The organism is Paraburkholderia sp. J67 (assembly GCF_905220265.1).
GTDB lineage: Bacteria > Pseudomonadota > Gammaproteobacteria > Burkholderiales > Burkholderiaceae > Paraburkholderia.
On sequence record NZ_CAJMZK010000005.1, the window covers coordinates 393,907 to 409,824 of the forward strand.

14 protein-coding genes are annotated in these 15,918 nt (G+C 62.6%); 5 read left to right on the plus strand and 9 right to left on the minus strand.

Annotation, left to right across the window (positions count from 1 at the left end):
• Window positions 1-98 precede the first annotated feature (98 nt).
• The 3 genes from U5782_RS13330 to U5782_RS13340 all read left to right on the plus strand — a co-directional run bounded on the left by U5782_RS13330 (window position 99) and on the right by U5782_RS13340 (window position 4,269).
• Window positions 99-1,379 carry a hypothetical protein gene (locus tag U5782_RS13330; RefSeq protein WP_322044278.1) on the plus strand — a complete coding sequence of 427 codons (1,281 nt, stop codon included), beginning with the start codon at window positions 99-101 and terminating at the stop codon, window positions 1,377-1,379.
• A gap of 2 nt (window positions 1,380-1,381) precedes the next feature.
• Window positions 1,382-2,704, plus strand: a complete 1,323-nt coding sequence (locus U5782_RS13335; protein WP_322044279.1) for an MFS transporter — start codon at window positions 1,382-1,384, stop codon at window positions 2,702-2,704.
• Window positions 2,705-2,811: 107 nt separating this feature from the next.
• Window positions 2,812-4,269, plus strand: a complete 1,458-nt coding sequence (locus U5782_RS13340; protein WP_322044280.1) for a carbohydrate porin — start codon at window positions 2,812-2,814, stop codon at window positions 4,267-4,269.
• Window positions 4,270-4,393: 124 nt separating this feature from the next.
• On the opposite strand, the gene U5782_RS13345 is transcribed toward U5782_RS13340, so the two are convergent.
• The 7 genes from U5782_RS13345 to U5782_RS13375 all read right to left on the minus strand — a co-directional run bounded on the left by U5782_RS13345 (window position 4,394) and on the right by U5782_RS13375 (window position 11,687).
• Window positions 4,394-5,020 (minus strand): LysE family translocator, encoded by a 627-nt coding sequence (locus tag U5782_RS13345; RefSeq protein WP_322044281.1) that lies wholly within the window; start codon window positions 5,018-5,020, stop codon window positions 4,394-4,396.
• 147 nt (window positions 5,021-5,167) lie between these two features.
• Window positions 5,168-5,980, minus strand: coding sequence for a class I SAM-dependent methyltransferase (locus U5782_RS13350; protein WP_322044334.1), 813 nt, complete (start codon window positions 5,978-5,980; stop codon window positions 5,168-5,170).
• A 228-nt stretch (window positions 5,981-6,208) separates the two neighbouring features.
• Complete coding sequence (locus tag U5782_RS13355) at window positions 6,209-7,951, minus strand: GMC family oxidoreductase (protein WP_322044282.1); 1,743 nt, start codon at window positions 7,949-7,951, stop codon at window positions 6,209-6,211.
• Window positions 7,952-8,079: 128 nt separating this feature from the next.
• The gene (locus U5782_RS13360; protein ID WP_322044283.1) at window positions 8,080-9,225 is read right to left on the minus strand and encodes a Gfo/Idh/MocA family oxidoreductase; all 1,146 of its coding nucleotides are present in this window, start codon (window positions 9,223-9,225) and stop codon (window positions 8,080-8,082) included.
• 25 nt (window positions 9,226-9,250) lie between these two features.
• The gene (locus tag U5782_RS13365; protein ID WP_322044284.1) at window positions 9,251-10,306 is read right to left on the minus strand and encodes a sugar phosphate isomerase/epimerase; all 1,056 of its coding nucleotides are present in this window, start codon (window positions 10,304-10,306) and stop codon (window positions 9,251-9,253) included.
• Between the two features lie 34 nt (window positions 10,307-10,340).
• Window positions 10,341-10,637 (minus strand): hypothetical protein, encoded by a 297-nt coding sequence (locus U5782_RS13370; protein ID WP_322044285.1) that lies wholly within the window; start codon window positions 10,635-10,637, stop codon window positions 10,341-10,343.
• A gap of 33 nt (window positions 10,638-10,670) precedes the next feature.
• Window positions 10,671-11,687 (minus strand): porin, encoded by a 1,017-nt coding sequence (locus tag U5782_RS13375; RefSeq protein ID WP_322044286.1) that lies wholly within the window; start codon window positions 11,685-11,687, stop codon window positions 10,671-10,673.
• Window positions 11,688-12,123: 436 nt separating this feature from the next.
• On the opposite strand from U5782_RS13375, the gene U5782_RS13380 reads away from it, so the two are divergent.
• Together U5782_RS13380 and U5782_RS13385 are read left to right on the plus strand one after the other, a co-directional pair.
• Window positions 12,124-13,050, plus strand: a complete 927-nt coding sequence (locus U5782_RS13380; protein ID WP_322044287.1) for a LysR family transcriptional regulator — start codon at window positions 12,124-12,126, stop codon at window positions 13,048-13,050.
• A 14-nt stretch (window positions 13,051-13,064) separates the two neighbouring features.
• Complete coding sequence (locus tag U5782_RS13385) at window positions 13,065-14,021, plus strand: LysR family transcriptional regulator (RefSeq protein WP_322044288.1); 957 nt, start codon at window positions 13,065-13,067, stop codon at window positions 14,019-14,021.
• Between the two features lie 78 nt (window positions 14,022-14,099).
• Here the strand turns inward: U5782_RS13385 and U5782_RS13390 are convergent, their stop codons facing one another.
• On the minus strand, window positions 14,100-15,311 hold the full coding sequence (locus U5782_RS13390; RefSeq protein WP_322044289.1) for an MFS transporter: 1,212 nt from the start codon (window positions 15,309-15,311) through the stop codon (window positions 14,100-14,102).
• Window positions 15,312-15,500: 189 nt separating this feature from the next.
• The gene (locus U5782_RS13395) at window positions 15,501-15,908 is read right to left on the minus strand and encodes a C-glycoside deglycosidase beta subunit domain-containing protein (protein ID WP_322044290.1); all 408 of its coding nucleotides are present in this window, start codon (window positions 15,906-15,908) and stop codon (window positions 15,501-15,503) included.
• Window positions 15,909-15,918 lie beyond the last annotated feature (10 nt).

Consider the following 15,918-nt stretch of genomic DNA (forward strand, 5'->3'; position numbering starts at 1 on the left):
CATGAAACCGTCATGGCTTGATTGGTACTGTACACCCGTTCTAAAGATCATTGGACATTCGTCTAATGCGCACCTGCCCACGACACCTGGAGTTTCTGATGAAGCACCCCGTTCTTCCTTCGACCACACGTTTTAGCGTCGCCGTCATTGCCGATACGCAGAACTATTCGAGTCACCGCCATCAACGGGAAGCGGGTTTCCCGTTCAATGCCCGGGAAATCCTCTGGGACATGATGCAGTACGTCGCGCGTCATGCCGTCAAGCACGGCGGTGAGATCGCGTTCGCAACTGGTCTTGGCGATATGTGGCAACACCCGGTGAGCTGGGATATCGACGCCGAGCATGCCTCGCGCGGCGACCGCGCCGTTCCCAATCCGGTGATCGAGAATCTGATTCCCGCGTCGCCCCAAGCGGTCGTGGAAGTGGAGATTCCAGCCGTGAAAGCCGCCTACGAGATTCTCGATGGCCATTTGCCGTTCTCGGTCGTGCCGGGCAATCACGATCACGACCATCTGTGGACGGACGCAAACTTTCCGCCCAGCGCCGACGCGCGTTTCGCCGACAGCAAGGTCTACGGTATCGGCGGCCTGCATTGCGGCCAGCTTGCGAACTGGACCGCGAACTTCGGTGCGAATACACCGTTCTTCCGCAACAAGCCGTGGTACGTGTCGTCGTTCCGCGAAGGGGCGAACAGCGCGCAGATCTTCACCGGCGCGACGCATCGCTTCCTTCATCTCGGGCTCGAGATGTCGCCGGACGGCGACGTTATCGCGTGGGCAGAGTCGGTGCTTGCCGCCTTTCCTGGTGTGCCGACGATCGTATCGATCCACGAGTTCCTGAACGGCGAAGGCGAGCGCGAGTCGCTCGACTGCTTCGACCTGTCGCGCCTCGATCCGCAGCGCCATGCGCCGCAAGCGCTCTGGGACCGCTTCATTTCGCGCCACGACCAGATTCTCGCCGTGCTCAACGGCCACTTCCACGGTTGCCGTCATCGTGTCGATCACAACCGGCACGGTCATCAGGTCTATCAGTTCCTCAGCAACTATCAAAGCCGCAAGCAATCGCTGACAGGCACGTCGCCGCAAACCTATGTGATCGACGGGATCGGCGACGGCTGGCTGCGCCTGATGGAGTTCGACCTCGACGCCGAACGACCGCGTCTGCGCCTGCGTGCTTATTCGACGTATTTCAAGGCGTATTCGTCGGAGCTGCCGCAATACGCGCAGTGGTATGCAAGCGAGCACCCGGAGATGACCGCCGACGCTTTCGCGGCGCTCGACGATGTCGAATTCGAACTGGTCGATTTTCACGAGCGCTTCGCACGCGCGCGGATTGAAACGAGCGACATCACTGCGAACCGCGTCGCGGCGGAGGTCTGATCATGGCGTTCCCCGCTGCTAGTGCGCGCGCGAGGCACGACCGCACTGGATATATCGACGAGAAGTCCCACAGTGTGCGCCCCGGCCGCACAAAGTCGCTCTATATCCTGGCACTGGTCTCGCTGATTTCATTGATGTGCTACTACGACCGCTTTCTCGTCGCGATCGTCACGCAAGCCATCAAAGCCGAGCTGCATCTGAGCGACGGGGAAGTCGGACTGCTCTCGGGCATTGCGTTCGCGCTCGTGTACTCACTGCTTGCCGTGCCGATTGCCCGCTTCTCGGATGCGGGGCGCCGCGTCGGCGTATTGTCGGTCGCGCTGCTCGTCTGGTCTGGCATGACTGCGCTATGCGGCGCAGCGACCAGTTTTCCGATGCTGCTGCTCGCACGGCTGGGCGTTGGCGTCGGCGAGGCAGGCGGCAATCCGACCATGCACGCGCTGATTTCCGAGACGTTCGAGCGGCGCTGGCGCGGCACGGCGCTCTCGGCGGTCGTGGTCGTCGGGGGGCTGGGCTTCATGGCCGCGAGTTCGATTGGCGGCTGGATCGTCGATCACTGGGGCTGGCGCGCGGCGTTCTACGCGGGTGCCATTCCGGGGCCGTTGCTCGCGCTCCTCTTGCGCTTCACGGTGCGCGAGCCCGCCATGTCGGCACCCAACGCGCGGCACGACAGCCTCGTTTGCGCTTCCAGAACGCTGATGAAGCGGCGCGCCTTCTGCCTGTTGAGCTTCGGCATAGCGACCTGCGCAATCGGCTCGTTCGCGATGCTGAGCTGGACGCCCGCGTTCCTGATGCGCCACTACCACATCACGGCTGCGCAGGTCGGTTCCGGCTACGGTCTGACGATGGGCGTGTCGACGGTCGCGGCGATGCTGGTAGGCGGCGTGCTGGCCGACACCCTGTCGCGACGCGATGCGCGCTGGAGCCTGTGGCTGCCAGCAGTGTCGTACGCGCTCGCACTGCCGTTCACGATTGCCTTTCTGTTCGAGTCGAACCTGACTGCGGCGCTACTGCTCGTGGTGCCGATGACGTTCGCCGGCGGTCTCGCCACGCCGCCCGCCTACGCGCTCGTACAGTCGCTTTCGGGACCCAGGTTGCGCGCCACCGGCTCCGCGTTGTTTCTGCTGCTGACCAACCTTATCGGCATGGGCGTCGGCCCGTCGCTGACCGGCTGGCTCAGCGACCTGTTCGCGCCGACGCTGGGTGCCAACGCGCTGCGCGCCGCGATGCTCGTCGCCGTATTGAGCTATCTGATCGGCGCGGTGCTGATGTTCCGTGGATCGCGCACGCTGATCGACGATATCGAAACCGCCGAGCGTCACTGACGCCGGCCACTCCCCCATCACCTCAGGAAGCCCTTTGATTCCGGGCAGGGCCAGGCTTTGCCCGGAATCGGGTTTCTTCATTCGGGTTTCTTCATTCGAGTTGTGTCATGAAGTCAACGATTCAATTGAAAACACGCAGCGGCGCGGTACGCGCGTACCGTCAAAAGCCGCGAGCGCGCGCCGCCATCATTGCATCCACCGTTGGACTCGGCCTGACTATTGTCGCGCTGCCCGCGGCGGCGGCCGATCTGGTCAGCGCATCGAACGACCCGGTCGTCGACGCGGCAAGCCGCGCGACGACGCCGCCACCGGTGCCCGTCCAGATCGACGATGCAGCGCTTTACGCCAGCCTTCAGCCGAAGGGATTCAACATCGGCCTGCCGGGACCGGCGGACACGATCGATCCTCAAACTTTCGGCCTACGAAAGAAACTTGCCGATCTCGGGATCGGATTCTTCGGCATGGACCTCATCAACGCCGCGCAGAACGTCCTGTCCGGCGTGTCGCGCGGCAATGCAGGAACGCAGCAATACAACGGGCAGCGCTTCACCTGGTACAACACCATGTATATGGGCGTGACGTACGACCTGTCCCGCTTCGGCATCCCGGACGGACAACTGTACGTCGCGGGAATGTGGAACTGGGTGTCGTGGCAGCCGATGGGGCCGAACAAACTCGGCATCTCCGAGGCGACCTACTACCAGACGATGTTCAACCGGCAGATGGAGCTGAAGCTCGGCTACGTGACGAATTCATGGGAGTTCGTGAACTACAGCGTGGGCGGCAGCCTTGCTTCAAGCGTGTTCGGACCGTCCGGCAGCATTCCGCTGCAAGGCGGCATGTCGAACAACGAGACACCGACGCCGGGCATCGATATCACCTGGCATCCGACGAATACGCTCTACCTGAAGGGCGGCGTGCAACGCGCAGTGAATCCGGCCGGTCTGCAAACGGAGATTCGTTACAACGGTGCGAGCCTCGACTGGACCACGCCCAATTCTGGCGTGCTGTACCTCGGCGAGGCGGGCTATCGGCAGACGCCGGCAGAAGGCGTGCCGTACACGTGGATCCGCGCAGGTGGCGCCTTCAACACCAGCACAACCACGAGCTACGCGCATCCAGGTACGCACGTGGATCACAACAGCTGGTACTACCTGCTCGCCGATCGCCAGATCTGGCAGACGCATCCCGGCAGCTCGCCGGGACGGGGCGTCTATCTCGGTGCTTCGGTGATGTACGCCCCGCCAGCGGAAAATGCGGTTAGTCAGTATTACGAAGCACGCCTCTATGGCAAAGGGCTGATCGGCAACCGACCCTACGATCTCGTCTCGCTTGTGTTGACCGACACCGTGTGGAGCAGCTACGCCATCGAGGAATATGCGGGCAAAGGCGACATGGTGCATCGCGATAGCAAGGCGGTGACGTTGTCATACAGTGCGCGCCTAGCGCGTGGGGTCTACGCAGGCGTTGGTGTCAGCTATGTCAATCATCCGACCACGATCGCGTATCAAACCAACACCGGCTCCGCTCTGAACGTGCTGGCGAATCTGAACGTTTTCTTCTGAATCCTGTTGCGTGGCCAGGTTGGATGGCTCCAGACGATCCGGATACGGACATTGAGTGGCGAGCACACTCAATGTCCGTTCAAGGATGCACTCAGACGGTTCGACGCGCTTCGACGCCGTCCCCTCAGACTTTCTCAGTGGCCAACTTCAAGCCCAATCCAACAAACAAGGCGCCCATCGCCTTGGTCAACAAGGCAGAGAGCGTGGGATTGCGGCGAAGCGAATCTGTCAGCCGTGCTGCAAGAAACACATAGGTGATGCTCGTTGCGATACCAACCATATTGCCCACAACACCCAACGCAATCAGATGCGTCACAGGAGCTGGATCTTGTGCGCTCATGAACTGAGGCAGCAACGCGACGTAGAACAGCGCCACTTTGGGGTTCAGAACATCGTTGAGAAAGCCTTGCCAAAAGATGCGCTGTAATGCGCTCGGGCGAACGTCGCCCGCTGCGAATGCGACGTTCCCTTTGGAGCGAAGTGCTCCAACACCCAGGTAAAGAAGATAGGCGGCACCCATCCACTTCACGGCTGTGAATGCTGTTGCGGACGCAAGGATCAAGGCGGAAAGCCCCGTCACGGCAGCAAGCAAGTGCACATAAGCACCCAGATTGATTCCGAACGCGGCGCATAGGCCGGCGGTACGTCCCTGGGCGATCGTTCGCCCGAGCAGAAACAGCATATCGGGCCCCGGGACGAGGCACAAAAGAAGACTGGCACCAACGAACAACATATAGGTGTGAAAGCTCATGGCCTTGACAGTCCGATCGTGAACGGGTTTTCAGGAGTTTCGAAGTACGCGGCGGCGTAGTCGTTCGCTCACGTCGCGCGTTGGCATCTTCGATGTCGATAGTACCGCAGGCTTCGTGAGATCCGCCAAACACAAAACTTGCTTTGTCTATCGAGTCGCCACGATCACATGCGCCTGGATTTTGCCGGTCACCGGGCCTTCACCGTGGCGCCTGGCAATCGCCTGAGTCGCGCGATCCATAGCGAGCTGAAGCAGGTTGGCGTCACGCGCCTCGATTTCGTTACGCAACGGCGTCCCCAGGCAGTAGGCAGCCGCAGCGTCGCGCGCCGAGGCCGCGCGACTCACTTTCTCCCGTGTCTCGATCTCGATGTCAGCGAACCCCGCGCGCCGCAACTCCTCCCGGATCAAGGCCGTATCGTGGTAGCCGTGCGGCGTGCGGGCGAGAAATCCCGGAGGATCGTGCGGAAACACGGCGGCGACAGCGATGGTGACGTCGTCGGCAAAGGCATTCTCTTCGATACGGTCCCAGACATTGAAGATAAAGCGCCCTGCTGGTCTCAGCACGCGACGCGCCTCGGTATAGCCGAGGACCCTGTCCGGGAAAAACATCGCACCGAACTGGCAGCAAACGACGTCGAACGATGCGTCGTCGAACGGCAGGTCGAGCGCGTCCACTCGCCGCCATTCGATACGGCTATCGGGCACTTGCCTCGCGGCGGCATGGTCGAGCATGGGCTGATTGAGGTCGGTGACGACGTAGCGCGCGCCAACAGGGAGTTTTGGTGCAAGCGCCCGCGTGACGACACCGCTACCGGCCGCCGTTTCAAGCACCGACGCGGGCGACGAGGCCGCGACAAGCTCCGCCAGGTCAGCGGCATAGTCCGCGAAGATCAGCGGGACCATCAGCGTATCGTAGAACTTCGGGATCGAGCCTGCAAATACCTTATCGCGCTCAGACATGGTGCCCCCCCGCATGGATGATGAACGCTCAGCCGGTGGTAGAGCTTGAAGTGTATGCCCTGAGCGTGCGGCCCGACGCGCTACGGGTCCGGCCATCCAACGACGCTGGCATCTATCGCTTCAACGATTGCAACGCGCCTGAACTCCCCGGCCCCAGCCGTGTGGCCCGGAGTCGAGGCGCGCTGCCCTGAATCGTAAATCGTGCGAACGATCGATGGACTCTCTCGTTCAAACTCCTGAAGTAGGGCTTCGATTGGCAAGGCCCAAGGGTTCCGAACGCAGCCCATCTTCGCTGCGCCCAAAAGAGACTGCCTTCGCCGAATCACGGCGTGCGCAACCGCTCTCCCGGTCTTCAAGAATCAACTCGGCAGCCCGATAACCCAGCATCATCGCCGGGCCATTCGTATTGCCCGACGGCAACGTCGGCATCGACGAACAATCGACCACGCGCAAACCTTCCAACCCGTGCACACGCAGGCGTGAGTCCAGGACCGAGTCCTCCGGCGAGCCCATACGGCACGTCCCTGTCGCGTGAACGCCTGGGCTGACCAGCCACTTCAGCGCTTCGAAAATGGCCTCGTCGCTCTGATGTTGCGCGCCCGGCACGACCTCATGCACGATGTACGGTGCGAGCGCGGGCTGGGCCGCAAATTCGCGCATGAGACGCAGCATATCCACGAGCAGTTTGCGGTCCTCGGGGTCCCCCCACCAGTTGGCGTCCACCAGCACCGGTTGCGCGACATCCGCCGACTGGATCGCCACGCTGCCGCGACTTTTGGGTCGCAGGTAATAACCGTTGAGGGTGAGACCCGGTTGATCTTCGAGCGCCCCGCGCCCCGGATCGGCCTTGATTTCCTCGCTCGAGCGCATCGAGAACGGCCCCACGCCGAACTGCACATCCGGCCAATGCGACGGAGACCGCATTGAAACCAGCGCCGTCAGTTCCGGAGACGTATACGCCATCAGCCCGCGGCGCGTCGTGTAGTACTGAAGCACATGTCGCATCAAGCGCCAGCCGTGGAATTCGCGGTTGAATCCCGGATCGTTGCGCATGCGAAACGAGATCGAAAACATCGCGTGATCGGCGAGATGGCGGCCCACCGCAGGCAGATTCTTGACGAGTTCGACGCCGGCCTTCTCCAGCACATCAGCGGGACCGACACCGGATAGCTGCAACAGTTTCGGACTCTGAAGCACGCCCGCGCAGAGAATCACTTCGTTTCGTGCACGCGCGAAACGGTTTGCGCCGTCCACGCGAAATCGCACCCCTATCGCGCGCGTGCCGTCGAATTCGATACGCTGCGCGAGCGCCCCCGTTATGACCGTGAGATTCGCGCGACGCATCGCCGGTTTGAGAAACGCGCGATAGGCCGACGCGCGACGTCCGCGCCGATCGACCGTTGCCTGCGTATAACCGATACCCTGAGTGCCAGGCGTGTTGATATCGTCGAGCACAGGCAGTCCCATCTGTCTGCCCGCCTCGCGCGCCGCGCGAATAACGGGAGAGCGAAACGGCAACTCCGTCACCTGCAATGGGCCGCTACGCCCCCGCGAAGCGTGCGCATGGCGATACCGGTAGTTTTCCATATCGTTGAAGCATCGCTCGACTTCACGCCACGACCATTCGTGCAGACCCATTGCGTGCCATGCGTCGTAGTCCGCGGGCATGCCGCGCAGATACCAGGTGCCGTTGGTCGAACTCGATCCGCCGAGCCCACGTCCATAAACCCACGTCTCATTGGCCGGACGATCTTTCTGCGCCTTGACGGGAAACTGCCAGAAGTATTGCGGATTACCCCACATTTTCATGAACGCGCGCGGCATGCGTACGAGTTCGGATTCGTTGTCGCCGCCCGCTTCGAGCAATAACACGCGGCTTTTCCCATCGCGCGTGAGGCGATCGGCCAGCACACTTCCCGACGAACCCGCGCCCACGATCACATAGTCGAATACATCACCATCATTGCTCATCGTCATTCTCGCCAATCATTTTTCAAAGAATTGCCGCCGCCCATCTCGAGCGCGAGATCGACGGCGAGGTTCCCGCCGTAGCGGGTCGGGAAATATCGGAACATGTCGGTGAAAGCCTCTGGAAAAATTCAGCGCAGCGGCAGCCAGACGCCACCTTCACGCGACGACGTCAGTGCCGCTCGAATGAAGCGCATGCCGTCGAGTCCATCCTCGATAGTGGGAAACCTGTTCGCGTGCGTATGGCTTTCGCCAGCGCGATGAGCGTGGATTGCAGCGGCGAAATCGGCGTAGAGATTGGCAAATGCCTCCAGGTAGCCTTCGGGATGTCCCATCGGCACACGAGTTGCCGTAGTGGCTGCCGCACACAGACTTGCATCACCGCGCCGTATCACGCGCGCGCTCTCGCCAAGCGGCGCAAACCACAATTCGTCAGGGGCTTCCTGCCGCCAGTTCAAACCACCGCGCGAGCCATAAATGGCCAGTTCCAGATTGTTCGCGTTGCCCGGCGCGGTCTGGCTCGCCCACAACATGCCGCGCGCACCATTGGCGTAGCGCAGCAGCACATGGGCGTTGTCGTCCACGCGGCGGCCCGTCACGGCACTTGTCAGATCGGCAAGTAGCGCTTGCGCATCAAGCCCGCTCACATAGCGCGCGAGGTGATACGCGTGCGTGCCGATGTCGGCAATCGCGCCACCCTCGCCGGCCAGCGCCGGGTCGCTGCGCCAGGCGGCCTGCTTGTTGCCAGCCATCTCGACAGGCGTGCTCAGCCAGTCCTGCGCATAGCGCACCTGCACCGAACGGATCTCGCCGATTTCACCTGCCGCCACGAGAGCACGCGCGTGGCGCACGAGCGGGTAGCCGCTATACGTGTACGTCACGCCGAACAAGCGTTGCGAAGCGCGTGCAACTTGCAGGAGTTCATGGGCCTCATCGAGCGTGTTCGCCAGCGGTTTGTCGCAGAGCACATGCAGCCCCGCCGCCAGGCAATCGCGCGCGACACGCGCATGCAGATGATTGGGCGTGACGATGACGACGGCTTCGATACCATCGGCGCGCTGTGCTTCGCCGTCGAGCATCGCTCGCCAGTCGGCATAGGCTCGCGTCGGCTCGATGCCCAACGCCATGCCCGAGGCACGCGAGCGCTGCGCATCGGAGGAAAACGCTCCCGCCACGAGGCGATACTGGCCATCGAGCCGCGCCGCCATGCGATGCACCGCGCCGATGAACGCGCCTTCGCCGCCGCCCACCATGCCAATGCGAATAATGTCCTTCATGACTCGTAATCCTGAAGAGGTAAGCTCAAGCAAGCCCGAGCAATCGACGGTTGGCGGCTTCATCCACGTTCGACGCCGCGAAGTCGTCGAACGCGCGCGCCGTGACTTCAATGATGTGATCCGCGATGAATCGCGCGCCTTCGCGTGCGCCCACCGTGGCGTCCTTGAGCGCACATTCCCATTCGAGCACCGCCCAACCATCGAAGTCGTATTGCGCGAGCTTCGAGAAAATCGCGCGAAAATCGATCTGGCCATCGCCGAGCGAGCGAAAACGTCCCGCGCGCTCGAGCCAGGATCCATAGCCGCCATAGACGCCGCTGCGTCCATTGGGACGGAATTCGGCATCCTTGATATGCACGGCCTTGATTCGCTCGTGATAAAGGTCGAGGAACGCGAGGTAATCCATCTGCTGGAGAAGCAGATGGCTCGGGTCGTAAAGCATGTTGGCGCGCGCGTGGCCGCCGAGCGCATCGAGAAAGCGCTCGAAGCTCGCGCCATCGTGCAGGTCTTCGCCGGGGTGAATCTCGAAACATACGTCAACACCCGCTTCGTCGAAGACGTCGAGAATCGGCCGCCAGCGGCGCGCCAGTTCCTCGAATGCCATCTCCACAAGCCCAGCCGGCCGCTGGGGCCAGGGATAGAAAAACGGCCACGCCAACGCCCCCGAGAAGGTTGCGTGCGCATTCAGTCCAAGGCGACGGCTCGCCTGCGCAGCCAGCATCAATTGCTCGACGGCCCATTGTTGGCGCGCGTGCGGCTTACCGCGCAATTCGGGCGGGCAAAAGCCATCGAACGCGTCGTCGTATGCCGGGTGCACGGCCACCAGTTGCCCCTGCAAATGCGTGGACAGTTCCGTCACCACCACGCCGTGTTCCGCGAGCGTGCCGCGCACTTCATCGGCATAGGTCTGACTCGTAGCGGCTCGTCGCAGATCGATCAGCCGCGTATCCCACGACGGGATCTGCACGCCGCGATAACCCAGCCCCGCCGCCCAGCGTGCAATCGCGTCGAGTGAATTAAACGGCGCGACGTCGCTGGCGAACTGCGCGAGAAAAATGGCGGGGCCGAGTATCGTTTTCATGGCGAGGAGATTTCGTGGATAGGGCTTTCGATCGTCAGTTCGATACCGGGCGCTTTACGCTCACCGGCTGAACATCTTTGGTCGCTCGCGGATGCTTGAGCGGGCCGCTCTGCGGGCCATCCTTCTTCGAGTTCGGCGGCGGCGGCGGTGCGTCGATACGCGGTGCGGGCGGCGGCGCGCGCCGGACCGTGTGACACTTTTCCTCGTAGTGGTCGTGCTTCCAGACGTTGCGGCAGACGCGTTTGACTTCCTCGGCCGCGCCCGCGCGGCTCATGGTGGCAACGGGCAACAAGGCCGCGAGCAGAACGGCAAGCAAAATGCGTGTCAACATGATGGTTCCTCGATGGGAGCGAATGAAGCGCACTCAGAAGCGGTGCGTAATGCCGACGCGCGCCACGGTCTGCGTGGCGGTGGACGAGCGCGACTGTGTGTAGTCGACCATCGCGGTCGCGCCGTCGCCGCTCGCGCGCTGCCACGTGAGCGTCACGTAGACATCCGTGCGCCGCGAAAAGCCATAGAACAGGCCCGCCGAGATCTGATGCGCGTGATAGCTGTCCGCCGCCGCGTTGGCCCAGTCGTAGTGATAGTTGAGTGACATCACGGTGTTGCGCGTCACCGGAAACTGCCCGCCGACACTCGCCACCTGTACGCCCGTGCCGAGCCCCGTGTTGCGCGTGTTGGTGTACAGCGCATCGAGCCAGGAGCCGCCCACGGCCACACGGCCGCCAAAGCCCCAATTGCGTAACGCCGCGCCGCTCTCGACCATGTCGGTCGAACGCGAGAGCGTATAGGCCGCGTCGAGTTGCACCGGGCCGATGCTGTAATCGGCGCCGTAGCTTTGGGTGTCGCCGCGGCCCACATGTCCGGCCACGTTGCCGAACGCGTACATCGCGCCTACGGTCAGGCCGTCAATGGTCGGCGAACGATAGCTGACCGCATTGTTGAATACGTACCAGCCCGCCGTGCCATTGAAGTCGGTCGATCCGGACGTGAGTCCGAGCGACGTGAACGGCCCAGCCGAGGTGTTGTACGGAGGCATCGAATACAGTTCCGGGCCCCAGCGCTGTACGGTGAGCGAAAGGAACATGAAGTCGTTCAGCTGGCCCATCGTGAGCGTGCCCCAACGGTCGTTGCTCAACCCCATCGACGGTCCGAAGCCATAATCCGCACCGGTCGACGTGTTGAAGGTCTTGCTCACGTCGAAGAACGCCTTGGTGCCACCGCCGAGATCCTCGCTGCCGCGCATGCCGAACGCGCTTTTCCACATGATGTTCGGCTGCATTTCGATAAGCTTGCTGCCACCGCTGTTCGAGATATAGGTCAGGCCCGTGTCCAGCGTGCCGTACAGCGTGACCGACTGCGCGCTGGCAGCAGAACTCATCGCGCTTCCCACGAGGCACACACCGACCGCTAGATACAGGCGGCGCATGTGCACCCGCTCTTCCCTGCGGTGCCATAAGGGAACGGCTCTGCGCGGGTATCCGTCGCGTTGGCAATTCATTGTCGTCGTCTCCTGACCTGCTTTTCAGCTTCGTTTTCATGAGGCCCGCGTGGTGTGGGCCGTGTGTCGTCTTCTGTGTTCGCGCGGTGTTCAGCGCGTGGAATGGATTATTTCCAGGCGCCGCCATGCCGAAAAATGATAAATTTCGCGAGCCGTGTATTGATTTTTGTGATGGCTCGCCATCGCCGCGCGAGCCGCGGCAATACGGGCTTTGCACCCGTTAGCGCCGCATCACGGCCTGGGGAAATCACTAACAGCGCAAGCGAAGTATTGTTTCGCACAATTCGTCACGCCACCGCTCGCAGGGAATTTGTGCATGCGCCTCAAAGGTCTCGATCTGAATCTGCTCGTTGTGCTCGACGCCTTGCTCACCGAGCGCAACGTGTCGCGCGCGGCATTGCGCATCGGCCTCAAGCAATCGGCGGTCAGCTCGGCGCTGGGGCGTCTGCGCGAGCATTTCGACGACGCGCTGCTCGAATGGCGCAATCGCCAGATGACACCGACCACCCTCGGCTATGAATTGCAACCGGTCCTGCGCACGCTGCTGCAACGTGCCGACGTGATCTCGAACGCCAACCATGCATTCGTGCCGGGAGACGCCCAGCAAGAATTCGTCGTGCTCTGTTCCGACTATGTGGCGCAGGTGTTCATGCCGCGCGTGATCGCACGGCTCATGGAAGATGCGCCGCGCGTGTCGCTTTCGATGCGCCCGCTAATCGGCCTGTTGCCGCGCTCGCGCAATCTGATGGGGGATGAACTGGAACGGCGCGGCGCGCATCTCGCGATCGCGCCCAAGGAATTCACCTCGGCCGACCAACCTTCGGTGGATCTTTTTCACGAGACCTTCACGTGCATCGTCGCCCGCGACAATCCGCATGTGGGCGAGCGCCTGAGCGCCAAACTCTATGCGGCGCTCCCGCATGTCATCGCGACATTCATGGATTCGGCGGCCAATACCGTCGAGGGCCGACGTCTGGATCGTGCGGGCATCGCACGCAAAGTCGAAGTGATCGTGCCGAACTTCCTGCTTGTGCCGGAATTCATCGTCGGCACCGAGCGCATCGGCACGGTGCCGTCGCGGCTCGCGCAGGCATGGGCGCGGACCATGCCGTTGCGCATCGTGCCTGCGCCTTTCGCCGCAATCGACGTATGGGAAACATTGCAGGTGAGCGCGGCGCATGCGGGCGACCCGGCGGTCGTATGGCTCTCGCGCACGATCGAAGATTGCGCGCGCAACTTCTAAAGAGAAAGCTGCCAATGCGCTATCGCTCGATTGATCTGAACCTGCTAATCGTGCTGGACGCGCTGCTGGACGACCCGAGCGTCACGCGCGTGGCCAATCGCCTCAACGTCGGACAACCCGCCATTAGTGCGATGCTTGCGCGCCTGCGCGAGCATTTCGGCGATCCGCTGCTGATTCAGGAGGGACGCAAGCTGGTGTTGAGTCCCGTCGCGCTGGAGTTGAAGCCCGCCGTGCAGGCCTGGCTGGAGCGTGCGCGCGCCCTGACATCGGCCAAACCCGGTTTCGATCCATCGCGCGCTGAACGGCGTTTTGCGATTGCGTGTTCGGAGATCGTCGCAGGCTTCCTGCTGCCGATCGTGAGCGCGCGGCTCGCGAAGGAGGCGCCGGGCGTGACCATCAACGTACGTACGTTCAGCGCGTTTCGTGAGGCGCGCACGCCCGCAGTGGAAGCGCTGGAGCGCCAGGGTCTGGATTTCGTGGTGCTGCCCGCCCTGTTCACCTCGGCGGATCATCCGCGGCGACCGCTACTCAGTGCGCCGTATCGCTGTCTTGTGTGGCGCGGCAATCGCGACGTATTCGGCTCACGTCGCAAAACGGCAACGCTCGATGAAGCCACGTTCTACGCCTTGCCGCATATCGTGCCGACCTTGCTCGACGGCAGCGTCGTGACGATTGAATCCGACGACGCACTGATTCACCGCGCGCAACGCGAACGCGTCGTGCGCACCGAGCATCTGCTGGCTATTCCTTTCGCGATGGCAGGCACGCCTTTGATTGCAACGCTGCCGTCGTTCGTTGCGGAGCGCTTCGCGGCGCGCGAACCCGAGCTGCGCGTGGTCGATTGTCCGATTGCGTTGCCGCCGCTCGCCGAAGTCGTGCAATGGCAACAGGCGCGCGAGAACGATCCAGCGTATGTCTGGTTTCGCGACGTTCTGCTTGACTGTGCGAGCGAGATGACGCCCGGTATCTGAAAGCCAAACGCCACGCTGGTGTAGCCAGCGTGGCGTTAATCTCTTGCCGATTGCAGTCCCGCAGCCGGGATTTAGCGCTTACTGTCCTGTGGTCGTATTCGGCAGCACGCCCCAGCCTTCGCGCCTCGCTCGCGGCACCGCAGCCACGACCAGCACCGCACACACCACGAGGCTCAAGCCGCCGAGCCAACCCAGCGACACACCGATGCTACCCGCCGCCTTCATGGCGCCTATCGCGATGGGCGCGCTGATGAACTGGCCGAGGAAAAACGCGCACATCCAGATACCTGTGCCACGCCCGCGCAATGCGAACGGCAGGCGTTGCAGCGCCATCGTCAGCAGCACGGGCAGCACGAAGCCGCCGCCCAGCTGATGCACCGACGCAGCGATGACATCCATCGTCGGATCACTGGTTCGGCCGAGCGCGATGAGACCCACTCCCATCAATAGAAACGGCAGGCAAACGATCGCATCCAGGCGGATGCGCAGCGCCGCGCGGCGAAACAGAAACGCGCCGATCGGAATCAGAATGCTCGCGATCGAAATCAGAACGCCGATGGTCGCGGGCGACGTCACGCCATGCCCGGCCAGCACCGCCCCCATCTGCACCGGAATCAGGTAGAACAGCAGCGAGCCGATCACCGTGAGCACGCCATTGCCCAGCAGGCTGCCCCAGGGAAAACGCAGTGAATGCGCGGCTTCCCGCTCGCGGGCTGCAGGCTCCCACGTCAGAAGCAAGGTCAACGCGAACAAAACAAGACTCAAGCTGTACATGGCGAAGGGGATGCGCCAATTTTCGCGTCCCAGCACGCCGCCGAGCATGATGAACACAATGCCCGACACCGAGGCAATCCCCGATTGCGCCGACAACCATTTCACCCGCTCCGGGCCGGTGAAGTAATCGCCCAGCAACGTCGTGCTGCACACCATGATGACGGCCTCGGCGAAACCCACGCCAATGCGGCTGACAAGAATCTGCGGCAGCGTCTGGAGGTAGAGCGGCGCCGTGCCGAACAACACGTACAACAGCAACGCGAAAAGATACGCACGGCGGCGCCCGATACGGTCCGCCGCCACACCGATCACGGGCGCGAGCAGCGCCACACAGAGCGACGGCGCGGTCAGCGCCATTGGCACCAGAAAATCGACGCCGGGTGTCGCAGCGAATTCGGCGTGAAGGCTTGGCAGCAAAGGTGCCATCACCACGGCACCCATCACCGACATCGTCGATGCCACGCTGAGCACGAGGCCTTGCGCGGCGCCGGCCTGGCGTTCCGTCCTGATTGTCATACGCGTCTCCTTGTGGCCGCAGCGCGGCCTGTCTTTTAGTGATCGACTGCATCGATCCGGCCGGCGCGCGCGGCAAGCGCGCCGGCACACGCACGGGCGGGTGTTCTTCGCACCCGTCCCCGTTTAGTGCATCCGCTGCGTTCGAATAACGCGCGAACGCATGCTATCAGCTTTGTTAGACGCGGCGCATCAAGTCTCGGCCGTCGACAGCGCCAGGTGCTTGCGATCCTTGCCGATGAGCGTGAATGGCAGATAGGAAATGCGCAGGTGCTGCTCGACCTGCACGTCGTGATCCGCCCCGGCGCACTCTGGAAGATTCATGCCGTCGACCTCGATACGCGCGACTTCGCCAAAACCCCACCGCGCGTCGTCCACACCGCCGAGTTCAGCCACGGCGAACGCGCCATCGGCGACATGGAGCGTCATGCGCTCGACCGGCACCGTTTGGCCGTCGATCGTCAGGGAAATTTTCTCGACCATCGAAAGACCCAGCGCCCGGTAATAGGGCAACCGCAATTCCAGCGAGAAGCCCGCTTTCGAACCGTTCCCGCTACGCGCACGCAAGCTGTTTTCGCAGATGATGTATTTGTCGAACATGATGTGACGT

Bases quoted from the DNA above. Each gene is read 5' to 3' on its own strand.
- U5782_RS13360 (WP_322044283.1), bottom strand. From the start codon at position 9,225: ATGAAGGACATTATTCGCATTGGCATGGTGGGCGGCGGCGAAGGCGCG.
- U5782_RS13385 (WP_322044288.1), top strand. From the start codon at position 13,065: ATGCGCTATCGCTCGATTGATCTGAACCTGCTAATCGTGCTGGACGCG.
- U5782_RS13390 (WP_322044289.1), bottom strand. From the start codon at position 15,311: ATGACAATCAGGACGGAACGCCAGGCCGGCGCCGCGCAAGGCCTCGTG.
- U5782_RS13355 (WP_322044282.1), bottom strand. From the start codon at position 7,951: ATGAGCAATGATGGTGATGTATTCGACTATGTGATCGTGGGCGCGGGT.
- U5782_RS13340 (WP_322044280.1), top strand. From the start codon at position 2,812: ATGAAGTCAACGATTCAATTGAAAACACGCAGCGGCGCGGTACGCGCG.
- U5782_RS13395 (WP_322044290.1), bottom strand. From the start codon at position 15,908: ATGTTCGACAAATACATCATCTGCGAAAACAGCTTGCGTGCGCGTAGC.
- U5782_RS13345 (WP_322044281.1), bottom strand. From the start codon at position 5,020: ATGAGCTTTCACACCTATATGTTGTTCGTTGGTGCCAGTCTTCTTTTG.
- U5782_RS13380 (WP_322044287.1), top strand. From the start codon at position 12,124: ATGCGCCTCAAAGGTCTCGATCTGAATCTGCTCGTTGTGCTCGACGCC.
- U5782_RS13375 (WP_322044286.1), bottom strand. From the start codon at position 11,687: ATGAGTTCTGCTGCCAGCGCGCAGTCGGTCACGCTGTACGGCACGCTG.
- U5782_RS13350 (WP_322044334.1), bottom strand. From the start codon at position 5,980: ATGTCTGAGCGCGATAAGGTATTTGCAGGCTCGATCCCGAAGTTCTAC.
- U5782_RS13330 (WP_322044278.1), top strand. From the start codon at position 99: ATGAAGCACCCCGTTCTTCCTTCGACCACACGTTTTAGCGTCGCCGTC.
- U5782_RS13370 (WP_322044285.1), bottom strand. From the start codon at position 10,637: ATGTTGACACGCATTTTGCTTGCCGTTCTGCTCGCGGCCTTGTTGCCC.
- U5782_RS13365 (WP_322044284.1), bottom strand. From the start codon at position 10,306: ATGAAAACGATACTCGGCCCCGCCATTTTTCTCGCGCAGTTCGCCAGC.
- U5782_RS13335 (WP_322044279.1), top strand. From the start codon at position 1,382: ATGGCGTTCCCCGCTGCTAGTGCGCGCGCGAGGCACGACCGCACTGGA.